At 69.6% G+C, this 26,139-nt stretch carries 22 protein-coding genes; 5 read left to right on the top strand and 17 right to left on the bottom strand.

What is annotated here, in order from left to right:
- Nucleotides 1–15: 15 nt before the first annotated feature.
- The 7 genes from ASF80_RS14325 to ASF80_RS14355 all read right to left on the bottom strand — a co-directional run bounded on the left by ASF80_RS14325 (nt 16) and on the right by ASF80_RS14355 (nt 8,707).
- Complete coding sequence (locus tag ASF80_RS14325; protein WP_056312384.1) at nt 16–1,557, bottom strand: molybdopterin-dependent oxidoreductase; 1,542 nt, start codon at nt 1,555–1,557, stop codon at nt 16–18.
- A gap of 43 nt (nt 1,558–1,600) precedes the next feature.
- Nucleotides 1,601–2,770, bottom strand: a complete 1,170-nt coding sequence (locus ASF80_RS14330) for a glycoside hydrolase family 1 protein (RefSeq protein ID WP_056312387.1) — start codon at nt 2,768–2,770, stop codon at nt 1,601–1,603.
- A gap of 32 nt (nt 2,771–2,802) precedes the next feature.
- Nucleotides 2,803–4,527, bottom strand: a complete 1,725-nt coding sequence (locus ASF80_RS14335; protein ID WP_056312389.1) for an ABC transporter ATP-binding protein — start codon at nt 4,525–4,527, stop codon at nt 2,803–2,805.
- A complete protein-coding gene (locus tag ASF80_RS14340; protein WP_056312391.1) occupies nt 4,524–5,438 on the bottom strand; it encodes an ABC transporter permease in 915 nt (304 codons plus the stop codon). Before ASF80_RS14340 ends, ASF80_RS14335 begins: the two co-directional genes overlap by 4 nt.
- The gene (locus tag ASF80_RS14345; RefSeq protein WP_056312392.1) at nt 5,435–6,415 is read right to left on the bottom strand and encodes an ABC transporter permease; all 981 of its coding nucleotides are present in this window, start codon (nt 6,413–6,415) and stop codon (nt 5,435–5,437) included. The genes ASF80_RS14340 and ASF80_RS14345 overlap by 4 nt, the downstream gene beginning before the upstream one ends.
- Complete coding sequence (locus tag ASF80_RS14350) at nt 6,412–8,076, bottom strand: ABC transporter substrate-binding protein (RefSeq protein WP_235560009.1); 1,665 nt, start codon at nt 8,074–8,076, stop codon at nt 6,412–6,414. The genes ASF80_RS14345 and ASF80_RS14350 overlap by 4 nt, the downstream gene beginning before the upstream one ends.
- Before the next feature lie 178 nt (nt 8,077–8,254).
- Nucleotides 8,255–8,707, bottom strand: coding sequence for a MarR family winged helix-turn-helix transcriptional regulator (locus ASF80_RS14355; protein ID WP_056312394.1), 453 nt, complete (start codon nt 8,705–8,707; stop codon nt 8,255–8,257).
- Between the two features lie 64 nt (nt 8,708–8,771).
- Between ASF80_RS14355 and ASF80_RS14360 the strand changes: the two genes are divergently transcribed.
- Entirely contained in the window at nt 8,772–9,140 is a 369-nt protein-coding gene (locus ASF80_RS14360; RefSeq protein WP_056312396.1) for a VOC family protein, read from the top strand.
- Nucleotides 9,141–9,174: 34 nt separating this feature from the next.
- Here ASF80_RS14360 and ASF80_RS14365 read toward each other — a convergent pair whose 3' ends face one another.
- The 3 genes from ASF80_RS14365 to rsmI are packed head-to-tail and all read right to left on the bottom strand — an operon-like array spanning nt 9,175 to nt 11,755.
- Nucleotides 9,175–10,278, bottom strand: coding sequence for a LacI family DNA-binding transcriptional regulator (locus ASF80_RS14365; protein WP_056312398.1), 1,104 nt, complete (start codon nt 10,276–10,278; stop codon nt 9,175–9,177).
- The gene (locus ASF80_RS14370; protein WP_056312399.1) at nt 10,275–10,937 is read right to left on the bottom strand and encodes a class I SAM-dependent methyltransferase; all 663 of its coding nucleotides are present in this window, start codon (nt 10,935–10,937) and stop codon (nt 10,275–10,277) included. Before ASF80_RS14370 ends, ASF80_RS14365 begins: the two co-directional genes overlap by 4 nt.
- Nucleotides 10,937–11,755, bottom strand: coding sequence for a 16S rRNA (cytidine(1402)-2'-O)-methyltransferase (gene rsmI, locus ASF80_RS14375; protein WP_056312400.1), 819 nt, complete (start codon nt 11,753–11,755; stop codon nt 10,937–10,939). The genes ASF80_RS14370 and rsmI overlap by 1 nt, the downstream gene beginning before the upstream one ends.
- 48 nt (nt 11,756–11,803) lie before the next feature.
- Here rsmI and ASF80_RS14380 point away from each other — a divergent pair, with 48 nt between their 5' ends.
- The gene (locus ASF80_RS14380; protein WP_056312403.1) at nt 11,804–13,357 is read left to right on the top strand and encodes a dolichyl-phosphate-mannose--protein mannosyltransferase; all 1,554 of its coding nucleotides are present in this window, start codon (nt 11,804–11,806) and stop codon (nt 13,355–13,357) included.
- A gap of 14 nt (nt 13,358–13,371) precedes the next feature.
- Here ASF80_RS14380 and ASF80_RS14385 read toward each other — a convergent pair whose 3' ends face one another.
- From ASF80_RS14385 to ASF80_RS14395, 3 genes are read right to left on the bottom strand one after another with little or no spacing between them, the layout of a single operon-like run.
- The gene (locus tag ASF80_RS14385; RefSeq protein ID WP_056312405.1) at nt 13,372–13,851 is read right to left on the bottom strand and encodes an Lrp/AsnC family transcriptional regulator; all 480 of its coding nucleotides are present in this window, start codon (nt 13,849–13,851) and stop codon (nt 13,372–13,374) included.
- A gap of 2 nt (nt 13,852–13,853) precedes the next feature.
- Nucleotides 13,854–15,263, bottom strand: a complete 1,410-nt coding sequence (locus ASF80_RS14390) for an amino acid permease (protein WP_056312407.1) — start codon at nt 15,261–15,263, stop codon at nt 13,854–13,856.
- The gene (locus ASF80_RS14395) at nt 15,260–16,333 is read right to left on the bottom strand and encodes a histidinol-phosphate transaminase (protein WP_056312408.1); all 1,074 of its coding nucleotides are present in this window, start codon (nt 16,331–16,333) and stop codon (nt 15,260–15,262) included. Before ASF80_RS14395 ends, ASF80_RS14390 begins: the two co-directional genes overlap by 4 nt.
- A 200-nt stretch (nt 16,334–16,533) precedes the next feature.
- Between ASF80_RS14395 and ASF80_RS14400 the strand changes: the two genes are divergently transcribed.
- Complete coding sequence (locus ASF80_RS14400) at nt 16,534–16,752, top strand: hypothetical protein (RefSeq protein ID WP_056312410.1); 219 nt, start codon at nt 16,534–16,536, stop codon at nt 16,750–16,752.
- A 4-nt stretch (nt 16,753–16,756) separates the two neighbouring features.
- Here ASF80_RS14400 and ASF80_RS14405 read toward each other — a convergent pair whose 3' ends face one another.
- The 4 genes from ASF80_RS14405 to ASF80_RS14420 all read right to left on the bottom strand — a co-directional run bounded on the left by ASF80_RS14405 (nt 16,757) and on the right by ASF80_RS14420 (nt 21,257).
- Nucleotides 16,757–18,556 (bottom strand): thioredoxin domain-containing protein, encoded by a 1,800-nt coding sequence (locus ASF80_RS14405; protein WP_056312411.1) that lies wholly within the window; start codon nt 18,554–18,556, stop codon nt 16,757–16,759.
- Nucleotides 18,557–18,574: 18 nt separating this feature from the next.
- Entirely contained in the window at nt 18,575–19,147 is a 573-nt protein-coding gene (gene msuE, locus ASF80_RS14410; protein WP_056313590.1) for an FMN reductase, read from the bottom strand.
- Between the two features lie 76 nt (nt 19,148–19,223).
- Entirely contained in the window at nt 19,224–20,060 is an 837-nt protein-coding gene (locus tag ASF80_RS14415; RefSeq protein WP_056312413.1) for an aldo/keto reductase, read from the bottom strand.
- Nucleotides 20,061–20,069: 9 nt separating this feature from the next.
- Nucleotides 20,070–21,257: a heparan-alpha-glucosaminide N-acetyltransferase domain-containing protein gene (locus ASF80_RS14420; protein WP_235560010.1), complete on the bottom strand. Its 1,188-nt coding sequence runs from the start codon at nt 21,255–21,257 to the stop codon at nt 20,070–20,072.
- A gap of 25 nt (nt 21,258–21,282) precedes the next feature.
- On the opposite strand from ASF80_RS14420, the gene hrpA reads away from it, so the two are divergent.
- Nucleotides 21,283–25,185 (top strand): ATP-dependent RNA helicase HrpA, encoded by a 3,903-nt coding sequence (gene hrpA, locus ASF80_RS14425; RefSeq protein ID WP_056312415.1) that lies wholly within the window; start codon nt 21,283–21,285, stop codon nt 25,183–25,185.
- A gap of 9 nt (nt 25,186–25,194) precedes the next feature.
- Nucleotides 25,195–26,139, top strand: coding sequence for an NADP-dependent oxidoreductase (locus tag ASF80_RS14430; protein WP_056312417.1), 945 nt, complete (start codon nt 25,195–25,197; stop codon nt 26,137–26,139).

Here is a 26,139-nt window from a genome sequence, read left to right on the forward strand (position 1 = left end):
ACGGGGTCGTTACGCTCAGGCGACCGACACCTCGATGCGGTGCCACCCCTGGGCGCCGTCGGGCACGACATCGGCCGGATCCGAGGTCTGGGTCTCGCCCTCGGCGCTGAGCGCGCGGCACTCGATCGTGTGCGCGCCGCTCGTGGCCGCCCAGTCCAGCCGCCACTGCACCCAGGTGTCTGCCGAGATCGCGGTCGCGAGCTCGGCACGGCGCCACGGGCCCTCGTCGACCCGCACCTCGACGCCGTCGATGCCCACGTGCTGCTGCCAGGCCATCCCGGCGATCACGGCATCGCCCGCGTCGACGCGCTGGCCCCGACTCGGCACGTCGATGCGCGACTGCAGCTTGACGGGCCCGCGCTCGGACCACCCGCGGTCGGTCCAGTACGCGGATGCCCGATCGAAGCGAGTGACCTCCAGCTCAGTCACCCACTTGGTGGCCGACACATAGCCGTAGAGCCCCGGCACCACCATGCGCACCGGGAAGCCGTGCTCGATCGGCAGCGGATCGCCGTTCATCCCGACGGCGAGCAGGGCGTCGCGGTCGTCGGTGAGCGCCTCGATCGGCGTCGACGCCGTGAACCCGTCGGACGACCGGGACAGCACCATGTCGGCATCCGAGTCGACTCCCGCACGGGCGAGCAGTTCACGGATCGGGTGGCCGAGCCAGCGGGCGTTGCCGATCAGATCGCCGCCGACCTGATTCGACACGCACGCGAGCGTCACGTGCGACTCGGTCATCGGCAGGGTCAGCAGCTCGTCCCACGAGATCACGACCTCGCGCTCGACCATCCCGTGGATGCGCAGGGACCAGTCGGCCGGGTCGATCCGCGGGACGATGAGCGCGGTGTCGATGCGGTAGAAGTCGGTGTTCGAGGTGACGACCGAGGCGAGACCGGGGATGCCCAGCTCAGCGGCGGCAGGCACGGCGGGAGCCGCCGTCGTCGGCGCAGGCAGCCGGAGCATCGTGCGCACCGCCTCTATCGAGCGGGTGGCGCCGCGTGCGGCGGTGCCGATGACGAGCGCCGCGACTCCTGCGGCAGCCACACCCGCAGTCCAGAGCAGGAACCGCCTGCGCTCCTCATGCTCGGCGCGCAGATACGGAACCGGATGCACGGTGCGCATGAGCAGTCTGAGAGCGACCACCGCGGTGACTCCCGCGACGAGTCCGGGGAGCCAGGCGAAGGGGCCGGCGCCCGGGCGGATCATCGCCGCCACCAGAGCGAGCACACCGAGGCCGCCGAGGATCGCCGACCCCACACCCGCCCGGCGGGACTCCAGGATGCCGGCGAGTGCCGCGATGCCCACGAGCACCACCGCGATGCCCGTGATGAGCGCCACCTTGTCACCCGTGCCGAACAGCGCGATGGCCGCATCCTTCGCCCAGCTGGGGGCGAGATCGATCAGACCGCTGCCGATCACCGCGAACGGGCTCGCACTCGGCTCGACCACGGCCGCGACGAGCTCTGCCAAACCGACCGCGGCGACCGCCGCGCTCAGCCCGGCGGCCGCCGATCGGAGCCTGTCACCGCGCGTCGTACGGGTTGCATGGCTCATGATCCGAGGGTAACCCCGGGGCAGTGCCCCGGGGTCGTCCGGCTCAGAGCCCGTTGCGACGTGCGACCTCGCCGAGCCAGGCGAGCGAGGGCTTCGGGGAGCGCTCGAACGTCTGGTGGTCGAAGCCGATCAGACCGAAGGTCGGGCGGAATCCGCTGGCCCACTCGTAGTTGTCGAGCGCGCTCCAGTGCTGGTACGCCTTGACCTCGATGCCGTCGGAGATCGCCCGGTGCAGCCCCTCGAGGGCGCCCTGCGTGTAGGCGATGCGCCTGGTGTCGTCGCCGGTCGCGATGCCGTTCTCGGTCACGAGCACCGGCACGCCGCCGCTGCGCTCCCACGCACTGCGCACGCCCATCTCGAGCGCCTCGGGGAAGAACTCCCACCCGGTGAGCGTCGTCTCGACATCGTCCGCGACGGGCCGAGGGCCCTCCGGTCCGATGAAGGTGCGCGTGTACGCCTGCACGCCGACGAAGTCGTCGCCGGCCGACTGATCGAGGTACCAGTGGTCGCGGGGGTCGCCGTACTCGGCGAGCATCTCGTCGGCCCCCGGCTCACCCGTGGAGTGGAAGGCCTGCGTCGCGATCGTCCATCCGGCCTGCACGCCCGAGACGGAGTGCAGGATCTCGGAGGCGCGGTGGTGCGCGTCGAGCAGCGTGTCGGCGACCGCGAGGTCGGGGTTCGGCAGGCCGAACGCGACGAGGTTGGCCGCATCCTCTCCCCCGGCGAGCATCGCCGCGATGTTCGGCTCGTTGATCGTGCAGACGTAGGTCACGCCCTCGAGGATCGGGAGCACCGTCTCGACGTACCGCGAGAACAGGTCGACCGCGTCGTCCGCACGCCAGAAGCCGTCCTTCTGGAACCACTGCGGCACGGTGAAGTGCATCAGGGTCACCGTCGGGTCGAGCCCGTTCTCGCGCGCCGTGTCGATCATGCGGCGGTAGTGGTCCAGCATCGCGCGAGACACGAAGCCGCGCTCCGGCTCGATGCGGGCCCATTCCATCGAGAAGCGGTACGAGTTCAGACCGGCATCGGCCAGCAGACGCATGTCCTCCGGGTACCGGTGGAAGTGGTCGGCGGCGTCGCCCGAGGGCTCGACCATGGGCGAACCCGGAGCATGCTCCATGGCCCACCAGTCGCTGGTCGTGTTGTTCCCCTCCACCTGATGGGCTGCGGTCGCAGCGCCCCAGAGAAAGCCGTCAGGGAATGTGAGCACGAGTGCTCCTTTCGTCTTGCGATGGTCTTCGGTCAGCGTTCGGCGCGTGCCGGGTTCGGCACGGCGTCGAGCAGCTGCACGGTGTATTCGTCCTCCGGATGCTGAAGCACCTGCGAGGTCTCGCCGCGTTCGACGACGCGACCGCTGTTGAGCACGAGGATGTTCTCGGTGACGAGACGCGCGCTGAGCAGATCGTGCGTGATGTAGAGCATGCTGATGCCCCATCTCTCACGCAGGTCCTCGAGCAGGGCGAGCACACCGGCACGCAGCGACACGTCGAGCATCGACACGGGCTCGTCGGCGATCAGGACCTGCGGGTCGCTCGCGAGCGCCCGGGCGATGACCACGCGCTGGCGCTGTCCGCCCGACAGCTGATGCGGCAGCTTGGCCGCGAACTGCTCGACGGGCGTCAGCCCCACTGTCTCGAGGAGCTCGAGCACGCGGGCCCTCGCTTCCTCTCCTCGGAGCGGGGTGTAGTTGCGGATCGGCCGACTCAGCGCGTATTCCACGGTGTGCAGCGGGTTCAGCGCCGCATACGGATCCTGGAACACCATCTGCACGTCCTTGCGCAGGTCGCGCAGCCCCGTGCGCCGCAGGGTCGCGACGTCGACGTCTCCGAAGCGCACGGTGCCCTCGGTCGGCTTCTCGACTCCGGTGATGAGCTTCGCGATCGTCGACTTGCCCGACCCGGAGGCGCCGACGAGAGCGAGCGCCTCGCCCGGCTCCAGCCGGAACGACACGTCGTCGACGGCGACGACCGGCTTCTCCCCGCGACGAGGAGCCGGGTAGCGCTTCGACACGCCCTCGACCACGATCGCGGCATCGGCCCGCCGGGTGTCGCGCTGCGACACCGTGGGGAGGGTCTCGGTGAGGTCGGTGCGCGAGTGTCCCGCACGGCGCCGGGTGCCGAGGTCCACGAACCCGGGGATCGAGATCGACTCGGCCCGAGGGTCGGCGTAATGGCTCAGCAGCATCCGCGTGTACTCGTCCTGCGGACGGTGCAGGATGTCGAGGCTCGGCGCGTCTTCGACGATCCGCCCCTCGTGCATCACCATCACCCGATCGGTCGCCTCGAGAACGATGCCCAGGTCGTGGCTGATGAGGATCGCGGTGAAGTGCTCGGAGCGCTGCAGATCCTTGATCGTGTCCATCACGGCGTGCTGCACGAGCACGTCGAGAGCCGTCGTCGGCTCGTCGAACACCATCAGCTGCGGCTCGAGCGACAGAGCGAGCGCGATCGAGGCGCGCTGGCGCATGCCGCCGGAGAGCTCCCCCGGGTAGCGCGAGAGCACCACGGGGTCGAGACCGACCTTGCCGACCAGCTCGCGCGCCCTGGCATCCCGGCTCTCCTTGGAGACGTGCCCGTGAGCCGCGAAGATGTCCCGGAAATGGTTGCCGATCGTACGGACCGGGTTCAGCGCGTTCATGCCTGACTGCAGCACCATCGCGAACCCGCCCTGGCGCTGACGACGCAGCTCCTCGGCGTTCAGCTCGCGGATGTCGCGGCCGTCGAAGAGGATCCGCCCCTCGCTGATCCGCGCCGGCGGCTTCTGCAGCCGTGTCAGCGCGAAGCCGAGAGTCGACTTGCCCGAACCCGACTCGCCGACGAGACCGACGAACTCGCCGCGGCGCAGCGTGAACGAGACGTTCTCGACCGCGGTAACCGGCGTCGTGCCCGGAGACGCGTACTCGACGGACAGGCCCTGGACATCCAGCAGCACGTCGTCCGTAGGGGTGTTCGCTTCCATGGCGCTCATCGGCCCTTCCCCTCTCGCAGGCGCGGATTGGAGATGCCGTCCACGCCGAAGTTGATCAGTGTCAGGCTCAGAGCGAGCAGGGCGATGCACAGACCGGGAGCGAACAGCAGCAGCCACTGCCCGGTGAGCAGCGAGTTGGAGTTCTGCGCCCAGTAGAGCATGGTGCCCCAGCTGACGATGCTCGAGTCGCCGAGCCCGAGGAACTCGAGGCCCGCCTCGGCGAGGATCGCCGCGGTCGCCGCCCCGAAGAGCGTGCCCGCGATGATCGAGGTCATGTTCGGCAGGATCTCGCGGAACACGATGCGTGCTCGGCTGTCGCCCGAGAACTGCGCCGAGGTGACGAAGTCGTTGCCCCGGAGCGACTGGGTCTGGCTGCGCAGCACACGCGCGCCCCATGCCCAGCCGGTGACGACGATGACCGCGATGATCATCAGGATGCCGCCGTTCTGCAGGTAGGCGGCGATGACGATCATGAGCGGCAGGCCGGGGATCACCAGGAACAGGTTGACGATGAAGCCGACCACCTCTCCGGCGAAGCCGCGCATGTAGCCCCAGCTGAGACCGATCAGCACCGCGACGATCGTCGAGAGGATGCCGGCGGCCATGCCGACCAGCAGGCTGATCTGCGAGCCGTAGATCAGCTGGCTGAGCACGTCTTCACCCGCGGCCGTCGTGCCGAGCCAGTGCGCGGCCGACGCGTCGGCGTTGCGCTCGAACGTGTTGTCCTTCGGGCCGTAGGGCGCGAGCAGCGGTGCGAACACGGCGACGAGCACGAACAGCCCGAGGATGATGAGGCCGAGGCGAGCCTTGCCGTTGGACCAGAGGGTGCCCACCATCCGGGCGAACGAACGCCACGGGCTGGGAGCCGCAATCCGGTCGGAGGGAACCTTGACATTCATAGTGGAGGTCATCGGCGGGTCCTTGGATCCAGCACGCCGTACAGGATGTCGACGAGGAAGTTGGCGATGAGCACGCTCACGGTGATCATCAGGAAGAGCGCCTGCATGAGCGGGTAGTCCTGCCCGATCACGGCGTTGAAGAGCAGATATCCGATACCGGGATAGCCGAACACCTGCTCCACGAGGATCGATCCGCCGACCACGCCGCCGAGCGTGAGCCCGAAGCCGGTGAGGTTCGGCAGGATCGCGTTTCGTGCGGCGTAGCGGAGGGCGATCGTGCGACCGTGCAGACCGTTCGCCTCGGCGAAGGTCACGTAGTCGTCACCCAGGGTGTTGATCATCGCGTTGCGCATGCCGATGATCCATCCGCCGAGCGACGTCAACAGGATCGTCACCGCCGGGAGGATCGCATGCTGCACGAGATCGATGAAGAAGTCCCAGGTGAAGCCCGGCGTGGTGGTCGCCGAGTAGGCCCCGGTCGTCGGGAACCAGTGCAGCACGTACCCGAAGAAGAACAGCAGCAGCAGCGCCGTCCAGAAGTAAGGGAAGGTGCTGAGGAACGATCCGGTCAGCGTCGGCAGCGAATCCAACCACGTGCCACGGCGCCAGGCCGCGGCGGTGCCGATCAGCGTGCCGATCACGAACGCGAGGATCGTGACGATGCCGACGAGGCCGATCGTGTACGGCAACGCGGTCGAGACCATGCTCGACACGGTCTGCGGATAGAACGTGTACGAGACACCGAAGTCGAGGCGGGCGACCTGACCGAGGTACGCCACGTACTGGTCCCAGATCGATCCGGTCGGCACGCCGAGCTGGGCCTCGATCGCTGCCCGCGTCGCATCGGACACCGGGCCGTTCTGCGAGAGCTTCGCGATCGCGGCGTCGGCCGGAGAGCCGGGCATGAGTCGCGGAAGGAAGAAGTTCAGCGTGATGGCGGCCCACAGCGTGAGCACGAACAGGCCGACCTTCTGGAGGACGTACTTCATCGGTCATCCTCCTTCACACGCTCGAGCCGGGTGAAGATGCCCAGAGGTGCCGAGTCGTAGTTCTGCGGGATCATGTACGGGTCGTCCTCTGAGGGCCATCCGGTGAACTTGGAATCGTTGAACAGGCCCCAGATGCCGCCGTAGTAGAGGCCGATGACCGGCATCTCCTCGTAGACGATGGCCTGCAGCTCCTGCACGATCTCGGTCTGACGCGCGGGGTCGACGGTCTCGCGGTACTCCTTGAGCAGCGCGTCGGCTTCGTCCGAGCGGTAGCGCTCGAAGTTGTTCGCGGTCGCTTCGCCCGAGGGCACGTAGAACTCGCTCGAGAGCAGGTTGTTGTACGCCTGGTAGATGTCGCCGTTGCCCATGCCGCCGATGGCCATCTCGAAGTCGCCGTTGCTGATGGCGCTCTGGTAGCCGGCGGGCTGCGGGAGCTTGAGCGTCACCTTGACGCCGACCTCAGCCAGCTGACTCTGCACCGTCTGCGCGGCGCGGGTCCAGTCGGAGTAACCGTTGGCGGTCGTCAGCGCGAACTCGAGCTGCTTTCCGTCGGCGCCGACGAGGCGGTCGCCGTCGAGCGTGTATCCCGCTTCGGCGAAGGCCGCGAGTGCGGCATCCGTGTCCTGCGTGATCATGCCCGCGTCGGGGATGCTCGGATCGAGGTACTCCTCCTGGTTGGGGAGGATGAGTCCGGTCTGCCCCGCGGGCTCCATGTACCCCTCGGAGGCGGTCTCGGCGATCTCCTCGCGGTCGAGCGAGAGGGCGATGCCGCGGCGCACGTTGACGTCGTCGAACGGTGCGACCTCGAGGTTCGGCATGAGGGCGATCACGCCTCCCGGCGGGAACCACCAGGCGTTGTCGTCGCTTGCCGCACCCCACGTGCCCTCGACATCGGAGATGAACGAGTAGGCCCAGTCGTAGCCGCGCGTGACGGTGTCGAGCTGCGAATTCGTCGACGGCAGGATGATGTGCTCGATCTCGATCTTGTCGGCCTGCCAGTAGTCGGGGTTCTTGTCCACCGAGTACTGCTGGTCGTTGTAGTTGCCGAGCACGAACGGGCCGGTGCCGACCGGGTTCTCGTTGCGATAGGTGCCCGGATCCTTCACGTCGGACCAGAGGTGCTCGGGCACGATCATGGTCTGACCGAGAATCGGCAGCGACGGCGCGTCATCGGTCTGCAGGTGCATGATGACGTCATCGCCGTCGACCTCGACGGTCTCGAGGTGCTGCCAGGCGCCCTTGATGTCGAGCGAGGGGTTGTCCTTGAGCAGCTGGAACGTGAACGCCACGTCATCGGGCGTCAGCTGCTCGCCGTCGCTCCACTCGACGTCGTCGCGGATCGTCATCACGATCGTGCGGGCGTCGGGCTGCGACCATTCGCTCGCCAGCCAGGGGTTCTCGGTTCCGTCGAGCGGGTTCACCAGGATCAGCGGCTCGTAGATCCACCGCGACGCGGTGCGCGTGTTGGTCAGATACGGGTTGAAGTTCCGCGTGAAGAACGGGTTCCCCTTGTCCGCATTGATGAGCATCGTGTCGTCGCCGATCGATGGATCGGGCTGCGAACTGATCTGGATGCTGCAACCGCTGAGCACGACGGCTGCTGCCGCCAGTCCCACGATCGCGGCTCTCCGCCAGCGTCGGAGCATGTGCGTCTTCGCCACACTGCCACCTCATGTCGTCTGTGTCATGAAGGGGGTCCCGCGAGTCGGGGAGCCCCGCGGCCGGAGCCGCATGAGCGATTGTAAGCGCATACATTTTGTGACTGCAACCCCTTGACAACCGTGTCGGGCAGCGCCAGCCCTCTCAGCGACAGGGATGGGAGCGGTGCCAAACTGCCGACTACTCGGGGCTGTCGCGCAGCGAGCGCGTCATGCTCCGGAGCGCTCGGAATGCCGCCGACTGCTCGGCATCGGTCATGCCCGCCAGCATCCTGACCTCGACCGATCGCACCGCGGCCGTCGCCACCGCCAGGCTCTGCCGCCCCCGCGGAGTCAGCGTCGTCGGGAGGGTCTTCCCGACGACCGCTTCTGCGGGTCTCGTCACGATGCCGTCGCGCTCGAGCCCCTGCAGCAGGACGTTCATCGACTGCCTCGTGACGAATGCGCCGCGGGCCAGTTCGGAGTTCGACAGGCCGGGGCGTTGCGCGAGCAGCTCGAGGCAGGAGTAGTGCGTGATGGTCATCCCGAGCGGGCGCAGCACCTCTTCCATCGCCGCGCGGAGCGCACTCGCGGCCTCCTTGAGCAGGTACCCGAGCGATGTGTCCAGGTCGATGCCCGCACCGTCTTGACTCATGTCAGTAGTCTGACATAGATTGACCCATGTCAGATAACTGACACACAAAGGAAAGAGTGTCACCATGCCCGTCACCGGCCCCGACTTCATCTCCCTCCAGACCCGCGACCTCGCGGCTTCCCAGGCTTTCTACGAGAAGTACCTCGGCCTGGTCCGCTCGCAGGCCGGCCCCCCGCACGCCGTGGTCTTCGAGACGACACCGATCGCCTTCGCGCTGCGCGACATCGCCCCCGGCACCGACCTCGACGGGATCGACCAGCCCGGGATCGGCGCCGCGGTCTGGCTGCATGCCACCGACGTGCAGGAGATCCACGACGCTCTCGCCGCCGACGGACACACGATCGTCGCGGTTCCGATCGACGGTCCGTTCGGCCGCACCTTCACGTTCGCCGACCCCGACGGCTACCGCATCACGCTGCACGACCGCTCCTGAGCGACCGCGCCCGAGCGACCGTGGCAGGATCCGGTCAGGGGCGCTGCGAGCTCTCACGGACGAGGATCTGCAGGGGCAGGCGCACGGTCATCGGATCGGCGTCCGGCTGCTCGAGGCGCCGCGCGAGCAGCTGCACGGCGGCGCGACCGAGGTCGATCATCGGCTGGCGGACGGTCGTGAGCGTGGGGCGCGAGAGCGCGGCCGCCTCGAGCCCGTCGAAGCCGGTGACCCTCACATCGTCCGGCACGCGGATGCCCGCCGAGCCGAACGCGTCGATCGCCCCGAGAGCCATCTGGTCGTTGGCCGCGACCAGCACCGACGGCGCCCCCTGGGCGATGAGCTGCTCGGCGGCGACATGACCCGATGCGCGGGTGAAGTCGCCACGCAACACGGTCACGTCGTCGATCGCGAGCCCCGCCTCGGCGACGGCGGTGGCGAAGCCGTCCCAGCGCTGCGCACCGTCCGGTGAGTCCTCAGGGCCGCCGAGGAAGGCGATCCCCCCGGGGTCGGCCTGTGCGAGCACGAGACGGGTGAGCTCGGTCATGGCCTCGGCGTTGCTGACCGTCACATGGTCGTAGGTGTCGCCCCGCGCGGGGCCCGAGAGCACGACCACCGGAATCCGCTGCGCGAGTCGGGCGAGCACGTCGTCCGGCACGCTCTGCGCCAGCACCATCAGCCCGTCGACCCGGCCGGCGATGTCGCGCACGGTCTCACGGGTGGGGTCGTCACGGCCGACGCCGATCATGAGCACGAAGCCCTGCTTCCACGCCTCGAGCTCGGCGCCGCGCAGCACCTCGTCGAGGAACAGCATGGTCGGATGCGGCGCGTCGGCGTCCGCCGACGCCTGCTCGACCGTGAACGGCGGCGCGTCGGCCTGCTCGTCGGCGAGCACATCGAGCACCGGCGCGTCCTCCGAGGCGTCGAAACCCGGGAAGTACAGCCCCAGCACGCCGGTGCGGCGTTCGGCCAACCCACGCGCACTGCCGCTGGGCACGTAGCCGAGCTCGGAGACCGTGTCGAGCACGCGCTCGCGGGTGGCCGGGCGCACGGCATCCGGCTGACGCAGCACACGTGAGACCGTGGCGATCGAGACCCCTGCGCGCTCTGCGACGTCGTAGACGGTCGCCTTCTTGCTCACGCTCGGTCCTCCTCCGGTTGCGTGTGCACCAGGGTACCCGCCGCCGCACGGGCGACGAGCGAGCCATGAGGGCGGGTGCTGATCTCGCCGGGCTCCCGGCCGCGACTGTCGCTCGCCACGACCTCGAAGCCGGCAGCGGCGAGCATCTCGGCGAGCGCGTCGGCAGACCAGAAGTACGCAGGCGCGACGGCGTGCGCGAACGGCTCGCGCGGCTCGCCGTCGAAGTACCCGATCAGGATGCTGCCGCCAGGGGCCAGCACGCGGGCGAACTCGTCGAGGATCTCGGGTACGTCCGCGGGCGGGGTGTGGATCAGCGAGTACCAGGCGAGGATGCCGCCGACCGACTCCGCCTCGAACGGCAGGTCGCGGAACGAGCCGATCTCGAACGGGATGCTGGAGTGCCGCCGCCGCGCCATCTCGATGAACTCTGCCGACAGGTCGATGCCGCGCGCCTCACGACCTCCGCGCGACAGGAACTCCGTCCACTGGCCCGGTCCGCATCCTGCGTCCAGCAGCAGTCCCCGGGTGCCGTCGCGCCAGCCCGCTATGACCGCAGCGTCCCGAGCATCCATCTGCTCGATCGAGCCGGCCAGCGCGACGTAGTCCGCCGCCCGCGCGTCGTACGCCGCCGCGATGTCGGGGTCAGAGGCGCGACCCATCAGCTGCGGGCCGCGAGCGCTGCCTGGTAGAGGTCACGGGACGACAGCCCGGTGGCCGCGGCGACCTCGGCACAGGCGTCCTTGAGGCGCACGCCGGATGCCACGAGCTTCTGCACCTGCGCCAGCGCGTCGTCCGCCGAGGCTTCGCGACGGGGCGCGCCCTCGACCACGACGACGATCTCGCCCTTGACCCCGGCCGTCGCCCACTCGACGAGCTCCGACGACGTGCCGCGGCGCACCTCCTCGTAGAACTTGGTGAGCTCGCGACAGACGGCGATGCGGCGGTCGTCGCCGAAGGCCGCACCCATGTCGGCGAGCGACGAGGCGAGGCGCGCGGGTGATTCGAAGAAGATCATGGTGCGGGGCTCTGCGGCGAGCGCCCGCAACGTCGACCGCCGCTCCCCCGGCTTTCGGGGCAGGAACCCCTCGAACGTGAAGCGGTCGGTCGGCAGCCCCGAGATCGAGAGCGCCATCAGCACCGCGCTCGGCCCGGGGATCGCCGTCACTGTCACGCCCAGCGCGACGGCCTCTGCGACGAGTCCGTAGCCGGGGTCGCTGATCGCCGGCATCCCGGCATCGCTGACGACGACGACGTCGGTCTCGACCGCGAGCGCGGCGAGCTCGGCGGCCTTCTGCTTCTCGTTGTGATCGTGCAGCGCGATCAGTCGCGGCCGATTGGCGATCTGCAGCGCCTGCAGCAGCCGTCCGGTGGTGCGCGTGTCCTCCGCGACGACCACCTCGGCGTTCTCCAGCACCTCGAGGAGGCGACACGAGACATCCCCGAGGTTTCCGATCGGTGTTGCGGCGAGGATGATCACCCGCCCAGCTTAGGCGGCCACCACAGGCGGGTTGTCTAGGCTGGAGCGGTGACCGCGCCCGTGCCTCTGCTGCCTCCCCCCGAGGAGCGGCTGACGCGCTACGGCCAGGTGCGTGACCGCATCCTGCGAGACCCCGACTGGGGGCGGATGATGCGCTGGTTCGCTCCGCTCGTCGTCACCGCGCTGGCGGCAGTGCTGCGCCTGGTCAACCTCGGTCATCCGCACCAGCTCGCGTTCGACGAGACGTACTACGTCAAGGACGCGTGGTCGCTGTGGACCCTGGGCTACGAGGGCACCTGGGGCAAGGACGCCAACGAGGCCTTCATCACCCTGCAGCAGCTGCCGCTGTCGGATGTCGGCGCGTTCATCGTGCACCCGCCGCTGGGCAAATGGCTGATCGCACTCGGCATGGCCGTCGGCGGCCCCGACAACACCGTCGGATGGCGGATCGCGACAGCACTGCTCGGCACCGCCACCGTGCTGCTCGTCTATCTGGTCGCCCGACGTCTGACCGGATCCATCGTCGCGGCGACGGTCGCCGGAACGCTGCTGGCGATCGACGGCCTCAGCATCGTGATGAGCCGCACCGCCCTGCTCGACGGCCCGCTGACCTTCTTCCTGCTGCTCGGCGCGCTGTTCATCCTGTACGACCGCGACCGCGCGATCCCGCTGCTCGAACGCCCTGACCCCGACTCCCCCGACCCGATGTGGGGACCGGTGCTGTGGCGTCGCCCGTGGCTCATCACTGCGGGTCTCGCCCTCGGCGCAGCCTGCGCCGTGAAGTGGTCGGGCCTGTACGCCCTCGCCGCCTTCGGGCTCTACGTGGTGGTGACGGATGCTCTCGCGAGGCGCCGCGCGGGCGTGGTGCTGTGGCCGACCGCCGCGGCGTTCCGCCAGGGACCGGTGTCGTTCGTGCTGCTCGTCTTCCCCGCACTCGGGGTGTACCTGGCCAGCTGGACCGGCTGGTTGGTGACCTCCGGCGGCTATGCCCGTCAGAGCGACCCCAACCCGCTGATCGCGTTGTGGAATTACCACGAGGCGATCCTGAACTTCCATGTCGGCCTCAGCAAGGGCCACCCGTATGCGAGCCCCGCCTGGGAGTGGCCGTTGCTGCTGCGACCGACCGCCGTGTGGGTCGGCTCCGATCCCGGTCCCTGCGGCGTCGATCACTGCATCGCCGTGATCTCGACGATCCCGAATCCGATCATCTGGTATGCCGGAGTCGCGGCGGCCGTCTACCTGATCTACCGGCTCGTGCGCGGGTGGGTCGAACGCCGGCCGGTCGGCGCGACGCTCACGTTCCCTCTGGTCGGGCTGGCCGCGACCTACGTGCCGTGGCTGCTATTCCCCGAGCGCACGATCTTCCAGTTCTACACCGTCGCGATGGCGCCGTTCCTCGTGATCGGACTCGCCGTCGTGCTGCGGCAGATCGCCGGGCGGCGGGAGGATCCCCTGCACCGACGGCAGTCGGGTGAGCGCACGGTGATGATCTTCCTCGCCGTCGTGGTGCTCGTCTCCGCCTTCTTCTATCCCGTGTGGACCGGCATGAGCGTGCCCTACGACTTCTGGCTCCTGCACAACTGGATGCCGGGCTGGATCTGACGTCCCCGTCGACCTCAGTCGACCTCGCCCGCTACGTGCTCGACCAGCGGCAGCACCCGGCCGGACAGATGCGTGCGCATCGCGATCGACGACGCCGTACGCGAGACGCCCGGCACGAGTGCGACGCGGTCGAGCACCTCCTGGAGCTGCGTCGCGTCGCGCGCGACCAGCCTCAGCTGCATGTCGCTGGCCCCGGTCACGGTGTGCATGTCGACGATCTCGGGCACCGCATCGGCGAGCGCTGAGGCAACCTCGTCATGGCCGACCTTCTGGTCGATCTCGACGAGGCAGAACGCCACCACGCCGTAGCCGAAGCCGGCGGGGTCGACCCGCGGCACGATCGCCTCGATCACACCGCCCTCGTGCAGCCGGGCGAGACGGCTGGTCGCCGTGCCGCGGGCGACGCCGAGCCTGCGCGCGCACTCCAGGATCGGCAGTTGCGGCGACTCCGTGAGCATCCGGATGAGCTCGGCGTCGAGGCGATCGATGCGCACGGTCAGTCCTCGACCGCTCCCCCGCGCTCCCTGGCGACGCCCGGGCGCGAGACGTCGCGCGTCAGTCGGGCGACGACCAGCAGGACCGCGGTGAGGCCGATGGTCAGCAGCAGCTGCACGCGTGCCGCCTCGTCGACCATCGTGAGCGCGATGACGCCGGCGAGCAGCGCCAGGCACAGCCACGACAGCCAGGGGAAGCCCCACATGCGCATCGGCATCGGCTCGGCGGTGCGATCGGCGCGCCGGCGGAGGATGATCTGCGACACGGCGGTCGCGGTCCAGATGACCAGCAGCGTCGACCCGACGACGTTGAGGAGCGCCGGGAGCACCACGTCGGGGAACGCCCAGTTGAGGCCCACCGTGATGAAGCCGAACGCGACGGAGGCGAGGACGGCCACCACGGGCACGCCGTTGCCTGTGGTGCGCGTCGCCGCGAGAGGTGCGAGGCCCCGCTCGCCGAGCGAGTACACCATGCGCGACGCCCCGTAGATGTTCGCGTTCATGGCCGACAGCAGCGCGATCACGACGATGAGGTCCATCACGAGTCCGACGCCCGGCAGCTGCAGCGTGTCGAGCACGGCCGAGAAGGGACCGTCCTTGACAGCCGGGTCGTTCCACGGCAGCACAGACACGATCACGAAGATCGAGCCGACGTAGAAGATCAGGATGCGCACGAGCACCTCGCGCACGATGCGGCGGATGTTGCGCGCGGGGTCGTCGGACTCCGCAGCCGCGATCGCGACCACCTCGGTGCCGCCGAACGCGAAGACCACGATCAGCAGAGCGGCCGCGATGCCGGTCATGCCGTTCGGGGCGAAGCCGCCGTTGTCGACGAGGTTGCCGATGCCGGTCGCCGGCACTCCGGGGATGAAGCCGACGATGGCGCACACGCCGACGACGAGGAACACGATGATCGCGGCGACCTTGATCGCCGCGAACCAGAACTCGAACGTGCCGTAGTTGCGCACCCCGAAGAGGTTCACGGCCGTCAGCGCCACCACGAAGACGAGCACCCACACCCACGCGGGGATGCCCGGGATCCAGGCCGAGATGATGCCTCCGGCCCCCGTGGCCTCCGCCGCGATCACGACGACCAGCTGGATCCAGTAGAGCCAGCCGACCGCGCTGCCGGCGCTGCGTCCCATCGCCTTCTGTGCATAGGAGCTGAACGCCCCGGAGCTCGGACGGGCGGCGACCATCTCGGCGAGCATCGCCATGACCAGCACCACGATGCCGCCGGCGACGAGGTACGAGATGAGCACAGCGGGACCGGCGATGCTGATCGCCTGCCCCGACCCCACGAAGAGACCGGCGCCGATCGCACCGCCGAGCCCCATCATCGAGATCTGGCGACGGGTCAGGCCCGGGTGCAGACCCTTGGTCGTCGTCGTGGTGGTGGGGACCTCGGTCATGCGCGTGCCTCCTGCGGAGCGGTCTGGATGGAGAGCGCGGTCTGCACGCGGTCGATGTCTTGGCTCGAGCCTGAGGAGATGCGCACGCCCTCGCCGGGGAATGCCCGCGTGATGACGCCGCCCTCGCGCAGAAGGAGCTCGAGTTCGTCGGTGCGGTCACCGGCGGGCACCCACACGAAGTTCGCCTGCGATGCGACCGCGGGCCATCCCGCCGCGACGAGCAGCGCGTGCAGCCGATCGCGCTGCACGACGACCTCGTCGATGCGCAGCCCGAGCTCGTCCTCGGCGTCGAGAGACGCGAGCGCTGCCGTCTGCGCGAGGTCGGTCACGCCGAACGGCACGGCGACCTTGCGCTGGTTCTCGGCGACCTCGACGGGCGCGAGCGCGTAGCCGATGCGCAGACCTGCGAGCCCGTAGGCCTTCGAGAAGGTGTGCAGCACAGCGACGTGGGGATGCCGGCGGAACAGCTCGATGCCCGCGCCGTACGACTCGGTGCGGTCGAAGTGCACGTACGCCTCGTCGATCACGACCAGCACGTCTCGCGGCACCGCGGCGACGAAGGCCTCGAGCGCAGCCGCACCGACGACCGTCCCGGTCGGGTTGTTCGGGTTGCAGACGAAGATCAGCCGCGTACGAGGGGTGATCGCCGCGAGCATCGCATCGAGGTCGTGCGCGTGATCGTCGCCCAGCGGCACGGCGATCGGGGTCGCCCCGGCGATGCGCACGAGCGACGGGTAAGCCTCGAACGACCGCCAGGCGAACATCACCTCGTCGCCGTCGCCGGCGACCGCATGGATGAGCTGGGATGCGAGCTCGACCGAGCCCGCACCCACAGTGACGACGGCCGGATCGACGTCATAGCGTGCGGCCAGGCGTTCGCGGAGAGCCGCGGCGCTCATGTCGGGGTAACGGTGCATCGACGACAGACGCTTCTGCACCGCCTCGACGACGGACGGGAGGGGCGGGTGCGGCGACTCGTTGGACGAGAGCTTCGAGGAGCCGGCGGGGGCGGAGCGCCCCTGGCGGTAGGCGGGCACGGCGTCGAGGCCGGCACGGGTGGGGAGGGGCATTCTCAGAGCATCCTTGCTGTGATCCAGCGGCGCCCCTGGTGGCGGCGCCTGCTGTGGCGCAACACTAGACCGGAAATCGGAGGGTGGGCAATCGGTGCAGCATCCGGTGCGCAACGCGCGCAACCGGCGGGGTGCGATCCCCGAACTGCTGAGCAGACTGCACAGCCTACGCGGTGCGACGGGCGGTCTACGATCGCAGCATGGGCAGCCCCTCCGGTTTCGAGTTCGCGGTGCGCGGTGACGACGTGGTCATCCGTCATCTCGGGGTCACCGCGACCGTGCTGCGCGGAGCGAGGGCGACTGATTTCCTCACTCAGGTGGCGCAGGGCGATGCGCAGCTGCTGATGGCTCGACTGACCGGGAACTACCGCCGCGGCAACGAGCGCACCGCACGACAGCACCCGCGCAACGCCCGCTGACGAGTCAGCGCGAGAGGGCAAGCTCGGCGGGGTCGCTCACCGGGAGCCGGCACACGAACGAGCGGCAGTCGAACGCCTGCTCGTCACCGCTCCCCTTGCCTTCGAACAGTTCGAAGCCGGCGTCCTCGAATGCCCTCGCCTGCGCAGGTGCCACGATCGTGATCACGTCGGCGTCCGCCGTGCGCGCTGCAGACGCGAGTGCCCCCTCCGGCGCCTCGGTGACGACCACGAGCTGCCTCGGCGGATCGACGAGACTCGCCGCCACACGCAGCAGGCTGCCGTGCGCGAACGGCTGCGACACGGCCTGAGCGGAATGAGCGCGCACCCGCTCGGCGGCCGCCTCCCGGTACCGATCCCCCGCGCCGAGTCGCCACGCCGAGAGGGATGCGGCAGCAACGGCCGCCGCATCCGACGGCAGGTCTCCGTCTGTCTGATCGGGCGACGCCGAGATGCCGTGAGCCGCGAGCAGCGGATCGCCGTCGAGCCCCTCGATCGCCGTGTCGAGCAACTCGCGCGCCTCGACGGCCCAAGCGGCCTCACCGGTGGCCGCGGCGAGCGCGAACAGTCCCTCGGCCAGCAGCGCGACATCAGCTGTGGTCGCGACCGCACCCGACGCGACACCGTCGAGAGACGCGCGGACGAGGGTTCCCGTCGAATCCCGATTGACCCGCAGCACGCACTCGGCGGCATCGGCCGCGGCCTGCACCCACGAGCTCTCCCCGAGCGCGGCACCCGCCCGGGCGAGAGCTGTGATGGCCAGCCCGTTCCACCCCGTGATGACCTTGCCGTCGACGGCCGGCGGCTCGAGTCCCGCCCGTTCCGACACCGGCCGCAGGTAGTACCCGCCCTCGCTGCGCTGACCGTCGATCCACGACTCCGAATCCTGAGCGGCGCCGAATCCGCCGCCTTCACGGCGCAGAGTGCCCACGAGGAAGCCCGCGATGCCTCGGGCGGTCGGTTCGTCCCCCGCATCCAGGGCCACGAGCAGCAGCTGGGCGTTGTCGGTCAGCATCCGCTCGTAGTGCGGCACGGTCCAGTCGCGCTGCGTCGCGTAGCGGAAGAAGCCGCCGTCGGCATCGTGCAGATCGGATGCCGACATCGCGGCGAGTGCCCGGTCGGCCGCGGCCGCGGCATCCGGAGCCTCCCGCCGCACGAGCGGCGTCTGCAGCAGCCCCAGGGTCGTCGCCACCGGGAACTTCGGCGCACCGCCGAACCCGCCGAACAGCCTGTCCTCGCGCTGGGCGATGGTGTCGGCGGCCTCGGCGACGGCCGCAGCATCCGGCAGATCGGAGGGCGTCGATGATGCCGCCCTGGCGAGCGCCTCGGTCACCGCATCGGCCGACTCCTCGGCCTGCGCGCGGCGCAGAGTCCATGCCTCGTGCACCGCGGCGAGCACATCGCGGAACGCGGGCATCGGCTGCCGTGCCTCAGGCGGCCAGTACGTGCCGGCGTAGAAGGTGCGTCCGCGGGGCGTCGTGAAGACCGTCAGCGGCCAGCCGAGGTTCTGCGTGAACGCGGACGCCGCGGCCATGTAGGCGCCGTCGACGTCCGGGTGCTCTTCGCGGTCGACCTTGATCGCCACGAAGTCACGGTTGATCAGCGCGGCCGTCGCCGGGTCGGCGAACGATTCCCGAGCCATCACATGGCACCAGTGACAGGTCGAGTAGCCGATCGAGATCAGCAGCGGCACGTCGCGGCGCTGCGCCTCGGCGAAGGCTTCGGGCCCCCACGGATACCAGTCGACGGGGTTGTCGGCGTGTGCCCGCAGGTACGGGCTGAGCGTGTCGGCGAGCCTGTTGGTCATGGGCTCACGCTACGCCGATCAGGAGACGAGGAGCTGCTCCGCGGGCCGTGACGCCGCGTAGCCGACAAGAGGCAATGCCCGTTCGGCCGCGAGGGCGATGCGCGAATGCAGCACGTCCGACGCGATCACGTAGCCGTCGAAGTCCGTGTCGCTGGCGTAGACGCCGAGCGGCAGGGTCAGCGCCTGGAAGAAGGCGAACAGCGGCCGCAGCTGGTGCTCGATGATCAGCGCGTGACGCTCGCCGCCGCCGGTCGCCGCGAGCAGCACCGGCTTGCCGACGAGCTCGTACTGACCGACGAAGTCGAACAGGTGCTTGAACAGGCCCGTGAACGAGGCCCGATAGACGGGGCTGCCGACGATCAGCAGGTCTGCCGCCTCGATGGCCAGGAGCTTCTCCTCGACGTTCGCCGGAAGATGGTCGCGGCGCAGTGCCCCCGCGAGCGAAGGACCGATGTCGGTGAGCTCGATGACCTCGATCTCGACCTCGGCACGCTCGGCGACGGCCGCGGCGATCGCACGGACGAGCGCCGTGGTCTTGCTGGGCTCGTGCAGAGAGCCGGACACGGCGACGACGCGATAGGGAGCTGTCATGCCGTTGACGCTACTCACGACGACGCCCCATGTCGCGAGAAGCGACACGGGGCGTCATCTGCCGAAGCAGTGCGTCTCAGTTGACGTCGTTCGGGTGCGAGCCGACCCGGCCCGATCCGTCGAGCGGGTCGAGGGCGTCGATCGATGCGATCTCGGCATCCGTCAGCTCGAAGCCGAACACGTCGAGGTTCTCGCGCAGGCGCTCGGCGCGCACCGACTTCGGGAACACGATGAAGCCCTTCTGCAGGTGCCAGCGCAGCACCGCCTGCGCGGGGGTCACGCCGTGGGCGGCAGCGGCCTCGGCGATCGCGGGAGTGCCGAACAGGTCGTACTTGCCCTGTCCGAGCGGGCCCCACGACTCGATGCGGATGCCGTGCTCGGTCGCCCATGAGACGACGTCGCGCTGCTGATAGGCCGGGTGCAGCTCGATCTGGTTGACCGCAGGGGTCACGCCCGTCTCGGAGACCACCCGCTCGAGGTGCGGCACGAGGAAGTTCGAGACGCCGATGCTGCGCGTGAGACCGGCCTCTCGCAGCTCGATGAGCTTGGCGAAGGCGTGCACGAAGTCGTCCTTCGCGGGCGTCGGCCAGTGCACGAGGTACAGGTCGACGGCGTCGAGGCCGAGCTTCTCGAGACTCTCGGCGATCGCCGCGTTCGGCTCGTCGTCGTGGTGACGGTCGTTCCAGAGCTTGGTGGTGATGAACAGCTCGTCGCGGGCGATGCCGGATGCGGCGATGGCCGCGCCGACACCCTCTTCGTTGCCGTAGATGGCCGCGGTGTCGATGTGGCGGTAGCCGATCTCGAGAGCCTCGCTCACGGCCCGCTCGGTCTCGTCGGCCGGAACCTTGAACACCCCGTAGCCGAGCTGCGGGATGGAGTGGCCGTCGTTCAGTTCGAGTGCAGGAATCGTCATGATCCCACCCTACGACCCTGTGATGACAGGCGGCCGCCCCGGTACCGAAGCCATCCTCTGCGCAGCCCTGCCCACCAGCCGTTCGAGGGGCCCCCGACCGAACAGGATCGACCACAGGGTGGTGGCGAGGAGCAGGCAGATCGCCGTCGCCGCCCAGAAGGCGTTGCTCGAGAAGAACCCTCCAGGGCCCCCGATCAGGGCGACCGAGAGCACGTGCACGCTGTATGCCGTCAACGGCATGGATCCGAGTGCACCCAGCGGGAGCAGCACCCAGCGCAGCGGACGACTGAGCAGCACGCACAGCGCGATGACGCAGAGCGCGAAACCGCCGGAGCCGAGGATCTCGGCCGTGCCACCGGAGTGCGGATCGACTCCGAAGATCGCTCGGAGCACCGCGCCCAGCGGATCCGCTGCGGCGAGCGCATCCGGGTAGGTGCTCCATCCCGATGCCGCTCCCGACCCCGACGCCCACCCGCCCTTCGAGGACGAGCCGGTGATCCCCGCGACCGCTCCGACGAGGCCGAGTCCGTAGCCGGTGATCATGAGGCCGACGCCCGCGCCGAAGGTGATGGCGGCGGTCTCGAGCTTCTCGACGTGCAGCCGCCCGAGGGCCATGCCTGCGAGCACGAAGGCGAGCCACGCGGTGATCGGGTACGAGCCGTAGAGCACGAGGCTGATGCCGGCGCCGTAGGGGTTGAGGGTCAGGGCGGCGAACAGCGCCAGCAGCGTCGGCGCCGCGAGCGCGAGGATGCCAGCGGTGATCAGCAGCTTCCACGGCTGCCACCGCAGGAACGGGATGACGGCGACGTAGAGCAGCCCGTACAGGGTGAGGATCACCGCGATCGGGGTGTTCAGCATCTCGAGCGCCAGTCCGATCACGAAGATCACCGCACCGCGTCCGACGAGCTGCAGACGGATCGTCGGCACGCGCTCGGGGGCGGGCAGCGTGCTGCGCCCCGTCATCAGCGCGATCGAGATGCCCGCAAGCACCGCGAACAGGATCGACGAGCGCCCGTGCACGAGGTCCGTCCAGGTGGACAGGTCGAGCGGGTCGAACGCCTCGGTCTCGCCGATGTGCGCTCCGGCCATCCCGAGGATCGCCAGCCCTCTCGCGACGTCGAGACCGAGGATGCGGGGAGCCCGCCCGAACTCGTGGAACCACCGCGTTGCGGGAAGGGGCGTCGACACAGTGCTCACGGATGAATCGTACGATGGGAGTGCTATGTCGTCCCCCGTGATCATCTATCCTCCCGAGCTGCCCGTCAGCGCCGCCAAGGACGAGATCGCCGACGCCATCCGCGACAACCAGGTCGTCATCGTGGCCGGTGCCACGGGGTCGGGCAAGACGACCCAGCTGCCGAAGATCTGCCTCGACCTCGGCCGGGAGCGCATCGCGCACACCCAGCCCCGCCGGCTCGCCGCCCGCACGATCGCAGAGCGCGTGGCCGAGGAGCTGCAGGTCGAGCTCGGCACCCTCGTCGGCTACAAGGTGCGCTTCACCGACAAGGTGTCCGACGAGACGCGCGTCGCGCTGATGACCGACGGCATCCTGCTGAACGAGATCCACCGTGACCGACTGCTCCGCCGGTACGACACGATCATCATCGACGAGGCGCACGAGCGCTCGCTCAACGTCGACTTCCTGCTCGGGTATCTCGTGCGCATCCTGCCGGAGCGCCCCGACCTCAAGGTCATCATCACCTCGGCGACGATCGACCCCGAGAGCTTCGCGAGGCACTTCGCCACACCGCAGGGCGAGCCCGCACCCGTCATCGAGGTGTCCGGACGCACGTATCCGGTCGAGATCCGCTACCGCGCGCAGACGGAGGAGACCGAGGAGTCCGACGAGGTCACCGCGATCGTCGCGGCGCTGCGCGAGCTCGACAGGGAAGAACCGGGCGACGTGCTCGTGTTCCTCCCGGGCGAAGCCGAGATCCGGGACGCGGCGGATGCCGTGCGCGGCGCGTACTCGAAGGACCGCTCCCCCACCGAGGTGCTGCCGCTCTACGGGCGTCTCTCGGCCGCCGAGCAGCATCGGGTGTTCGAGAAGAGCCGGGTCGCCGGTGTGCGTCGCCGCGTGGTGCTCGCCACGAACGTCGCCGAGACCAGCCTCACGGTGCCGGGCATCCGCTACGTGATCGACACCGGCTCCGCGCGCATCTCGCGCTACAGCAGTCGCTCGAAGGTGCAGCGTCTGCCGATCGAGGCGATCTCGCAGGCCTCGGCGAACCAGCGCTCCGGCCGCGCCGGCCGCACGAGCGACGGCATCGCGATCCGCCTGTACAGCGAAGAGGACTTCGACAAGCGGGCGGAGTTCACCGAACCCGAGATCCTGCGCACCTCTCTCGCGTCGGTCATCCTGCAGATGCTGTCGCTCGGCTTCGGCGACATCACGGCGTTCCCGTTCCTCACCCCGCCCGATTCCCGCGGCGTGAAGGCGGCCGTCGACCTGCTCACCGAGCTCGGCGCGGTGACCGGCGGCGGCGACTCTCCGCGCCTCACCCGCATCGGCCGCGACATCTCGCGCATCCCGATCGACCCCCGCTTCGCCCGCATGCTCATCGAGGCGGGGCGCACCGCATCGGGTTCGTCGAACGTCACCCGCGACGTGCTCGCGATCGTGGCGGGGATGTCGATCCAGGACGTGCGCGAGCGTCCGTCGCAGGATGCCCCGCAGAGCGTGCGCGACGAGGCCGACCGGATGCACGCGCGCTTCGCCGACCCGACGAGCGACTTCCTCTCGATCCTCAACCTCTGGAACCACCTGAGGGAACAGCAGCGCGAGCTGGGCTCGAGCGCCTTCCGACGCCTCTGCCGCTCCGAGCACCTCAACTACGTCCGAGTGCGCGAGTGGGTCGACGTGCATCGCCAGCTGCGATCGCTCGTCAGGGAGAAGGATGCCGGAGGCTCCGGCACCGCGGACCCTGACGCGATCCACCGCGCTCTGCTCGCCGGATTGCTGTCGCAGATCGGCATCCTCGATGAGCGGAACACGCCCAGCCGCGGCCAGAGCAAGACCCCGCCGAAGGATGCGAAGCGCCGTCAGGCCGAGTATCGCGGCGCCCGCGGCATCCGCTTCTCGATCTTCCCCGGTTCTGCTCTGCGCAAGAAGAGCCCGCCGGCGGTCATGGCCGCTGAGATCGTCGAGACCTCGCGTACCTATGCACGCACTGTCGCCGCGATCGATCCGGCCTGGGCCGAGGCTCTCGCGGGCGACCTCGCGAAGCGCCAGGTCACCGAGCCGCACTGGTCGAAGGATGCAGGGGCTGCCGTCGCCTACGAGAAGGTGACGCTGTTCGGCGTCGAGATCATCCCGCGCCGCCGCGTGCAGTTCGCCCGGATCGACCGCCCGGCCTCACGCGAGCTGTTCCTCCGGCACGCGCTGGTCGAAGGCGAATGGGATCCGACGCGCATCGACAAGCGCGTGAGCGCGTTCTGGCGCAGCAACGCCGAACTGCGCAAGCGCCTCGAGAAGCTCGAGGAGAGGGAGCGCCGCCGCGACATCCTCGCGGGCGACGAGGCGGTGTTCCGCTTCTACGACGAGCGCATCCCGTCCGACGTCTTCGACGTGCGCTCGTTCGAGAAGTGGTGGCGCGAGCAGCTCGCCACGACCCCGAAGCTGCTCGTGATGCGCGAGGCCGACCTTCTCGACGACGACAGCCGCGCCGACCAGAACGAGTTCCCCACCAGATGGACCCAGGGCGATCAGGTTCTCGGACTCGCCTACCGCTTCGAACCGGGCGCCGCAGACGACGGCGTGAGCGTCGTGATCCCGCTCCCCCTGCTCGCGCAGATCGAGGACCGCGGTTTCGACTGGCAGGTGCCGGGGCTCCGAGCGGAACTCGTCACCGGTCTGCTGCGCGCGCTGCCGAAGGCGATCCGCCGTCACGTGGTTCCCGCGGCCGACTGGGCCGACAAGTTCGGCGCCGAGCTCACGGGAGAAGGTCCGGAGTCGCACGGGGGGCTGCCCGGCCGCACGCTCAAAGAGGCACTCGCTCGCCTGATCCAGCCGCTCGCGAACCAGCTCGTCTCTGCGGCCGACTTCGAGGACGACCGGGTGCCTGCGCATCTGCGCATGAACTTCCGTGCCGTCGACGAACGCGGGCGCGTCGCGGGATCGAACCGTGACCTCAGCGCGCTGCAGGCCGAGCTCGCCGACCGGGCACGCAGCAGTGTGGCCCGCTCGATCGCGGCGCCGCCCCGCCGCCCCGGCCCCTCGAAGGGACCGCAGCCCGCTGCTGTCGCCGCCTCGATAGAGAGGGACGGCCTGACCACCTGGACCTTCGGCGACCTGCCCGACGTACTCGACACACGCGTGGCCGGCGGCGTCGTCCGCGGCTACCCGGCGATCGTCGATCAGGGCAAGACCGTCTCTGTGCGTGTGGAGTCCACGGCGGATGCGGCGGTCGCGGCCACCCGCGCCGGCGCGCTGCGCCTGGTGCTGCTCGGCGTGCCCTCGCCGTCGTCCTACGTGCAGCAGCACCTCACGAGCCAGGAGAAGCTCGCACTCGCCGCGTCGCCGTACCAGTCGGCCGCGGCACTCATCGAGGACTGCCGAGCAGCCGTCGTGCAGAATCTGATCGACCGGGCGCACCCCGGCGGCATCATCCGCACCGAGGCCGAGTTCGTGCGCGTACGCGACGCCGTGTCGGCTTCGCTCGTCGACGAGCTGTTCTCGTGCGTGTCACTCGTCGCCCGCATCCTCACCAAGACACGTGACGTCGAACGCGGCATCAAGTCGCAGAACTCGCTCGCGCTGCTCGGGCCCCTGAACGACATTCGCACGCAGCTCTCGGGCCTGCTGCACCCGGGGTTCGTCTCGGCCGCGGGCGTCGACCGTCTCGCGCACTTCCCGCGCTACCTCGACGGGATGCTCGATCGACTGAAGACGCTGGCGAGCGAACCCGGCAAGGACCGCACCCGCATGAGCGAGTTCGAGCGCATGGCGAAGGTGTTCGAGGATGCCGGAGGCACGATCCCGCTCGCTCCGGATGCGTCGCCCGCGCTCGTCGAGACGCGCTGGCTGCTCGAGGAGTATCGCGTGAGCGTGTTCGCGCAGCGTCTCGGCACCGCACAGCCGGTCTCGCCGCAGCGCATCATGAAGGTGCTGTCCGCACGGGGGTAGCCTGAAGGCATGGCTCGCGCGATCGTCTACACAGAGTTCGGTTCCCCTGACGTGCTGCATCTGATCGAGACCCCCGATCCGATCGCCCTGAGCGGCGAGGCGGTGGTGCGCATCGAAGCCGCAGGCGTCAACCCGATCGATGCCAAGCTCCGCGGCGCCAAGCGCCCGTCACCGCCCATCACCGAACCGCGCGGCGTGGGCTTCGACGGCGCCGGCGTGATCGAGTCTCTCGGCGACGACGTCGACGCCTTCGCGGTGGGCGACCGTGTGGCGATCCGCGACACGGTCGGCACCTATTCGAGCCTGCTCGCCGTGGCGGTCGACAAGCTCGTCGCGCTCCCCGATTCGGTGACCGCTGCGGAGGGCGCCGGCATCGGCATCCCCGCGGGGACGGCATACCAGGCACTCCGCTCGCTCGGCGTCACGGAAGGCGACGTGCTGCTCGTGCACGGTGGCTCCGGATCGGTCGGGCAGGCGGCCGTGCAGTTCGCCGTCGCCTGGGGCGCGACCGTGATCGCCACCGCGAGCCCCGCCCGCCACGATCAGCTGCGTGAACTCGGGGCGATCCCCGTCGCCTACGGCGAGGGGCTGCTCGAGCGCGTGCGCGAGGCGGCTCCGGGCGGCGTGACCGTCGCTCTCGACTGCGCAGGCACCGACGAGGCCATCGAGGTGTCGCTCGGGCTGGTCACCGACCGCGACCGCATCGCGACGATCGTGCGCGGCCCCGACGCCGCATCCTTCGGCATCCGCGCCTTCTCCGGCGGCTCCCCCGTGCCGCTGACCGAGCAGGAGCTCGACTGGCGGGCCGAGGCCCTCGCAGCGACCGTCGACCTGCTCGCTGCCGGCGACTTCACGATCGAGCTCGGTCCCGAGCTTCCCCTCGCCGAAGCGGCACAGGCCCACGAGCTCGTGGAGTCCGGCGCCGCCTCGGGAAAGATCGTCCTGATCCCGTAG

This window comes from Microbacterium sp. Leaf159 (genome assembly GCF_001423615.1).
GTDB lineage: Bacteria > Actinomycetota > Actinomycetes > Actinomycetales > Microbacteriaceae > Microbacterium.

Bases quoted from the DNA above. Each gene is read 5' to 3' on its own strand.
- ASF80_RS14395 (WP_056312408.1), bottom strand. From the start codon at position 16,333: ATGCCCCTCCCCACCCGTGCCGGCCTCGACGCCGTGCCCGCCTACCGC.
- ASF80_RS14430 (WP_056312417.1), top strand. From the start codon at position 25,195: ATGGCTCGCGCGATCGTCTACACAGAGTTCGGTTCCCCTGACGTGCTG.
- ASF80_RS14360 (WP_056312396.1), top strand. From the start codon at position 8,772: ATGCCCGTCACCGGCCCCGACTTCATCTCCCTCCAGACCCGCGACCTC.
- hrpA (WP_056312415.1), top strand. From the start codon at position 21,283: ATGTCGTCCCCCGTGATCATCTATCCTCCCGAGCTGCCCGTCAGCGCC.
- ASF80_RS14415 (WP_056312413.1), bottom strand. From the start codon at position 20,060: ATGACGATTCCTGCACTCGAACTGAACGACGGCCACTCCATCCCGCAG.
- ASF80_RS14405 (WP_056312411.1), bottom strand. From the start codon at position 18,556: ATGACCAACAGGCTCGCCGACACGCTCAGCCCGTACCTGCGGGCACAC.
- ASF80_RS14370 (WP_056312399.1), bottom strand. From the start codon at position 10,937: ATGGGTCGCGCCTCTGACCCCGACATCGCGGCGGCGTACGACGCGCGG.
- msuE (WP_056313590.1), bottom strand. From the start codon at position 19,147: ATGACAGCTCCCTATCGCGTCGTCGCCGTGTCCGGCTCTCTGCACGAG.
- ASF80_RS14335 (WP_056312389.1), bottom strand. From the start codon at position 4,527: ATGAGCGCCATGGAAGCGAACACCCCTACGGACGACGTGCTGCTGGAT.
- ASF80_RS14345 (WP_056312392.1), bottom strand. From the start codon at position 6,415: ATGAAGTACGTCCTCCAGAAGGTCGGCCTGTTCGTGCTCACGCTGTGG.
- ASF80_RS14325 (WP_056312384.1), bottom strand. From the start codon at position 1,557: ATGAGCCATGCAACCCGTACGACGCGCGGTGACAGGCTCCGATCGGCG.
- ASF80_RS14355 (WP_056312394.1), bottom strand. From the start codon at position 8,707: ATGAGTCAAGACGGTGCGGGCATCGACCTGGACACATCGCTCGGGTAC.
- ASF80_RS14400 (WP_056312410.1), top strand. From the start codon at position 16,534: ATGGGCAGCCCCTCCGGTTTCGAGTTCGCGGTGCGCGGTGACGACGTG.
- ASF80_RS14390 (WP_056312407.1), bottom strand. From the start codon at position 15,263: ATGACCGAGGTCCCCACCACCACGACGACGACCAAGGGTCTGCACCCG.
- ASF80_RS14340 (WP_056312391.1), bottom strand. From the start codon at position 5,438: ATGACCTCCACTATGAATGTCAAGGTTCCCTCCGACCGGATTGCGGCT.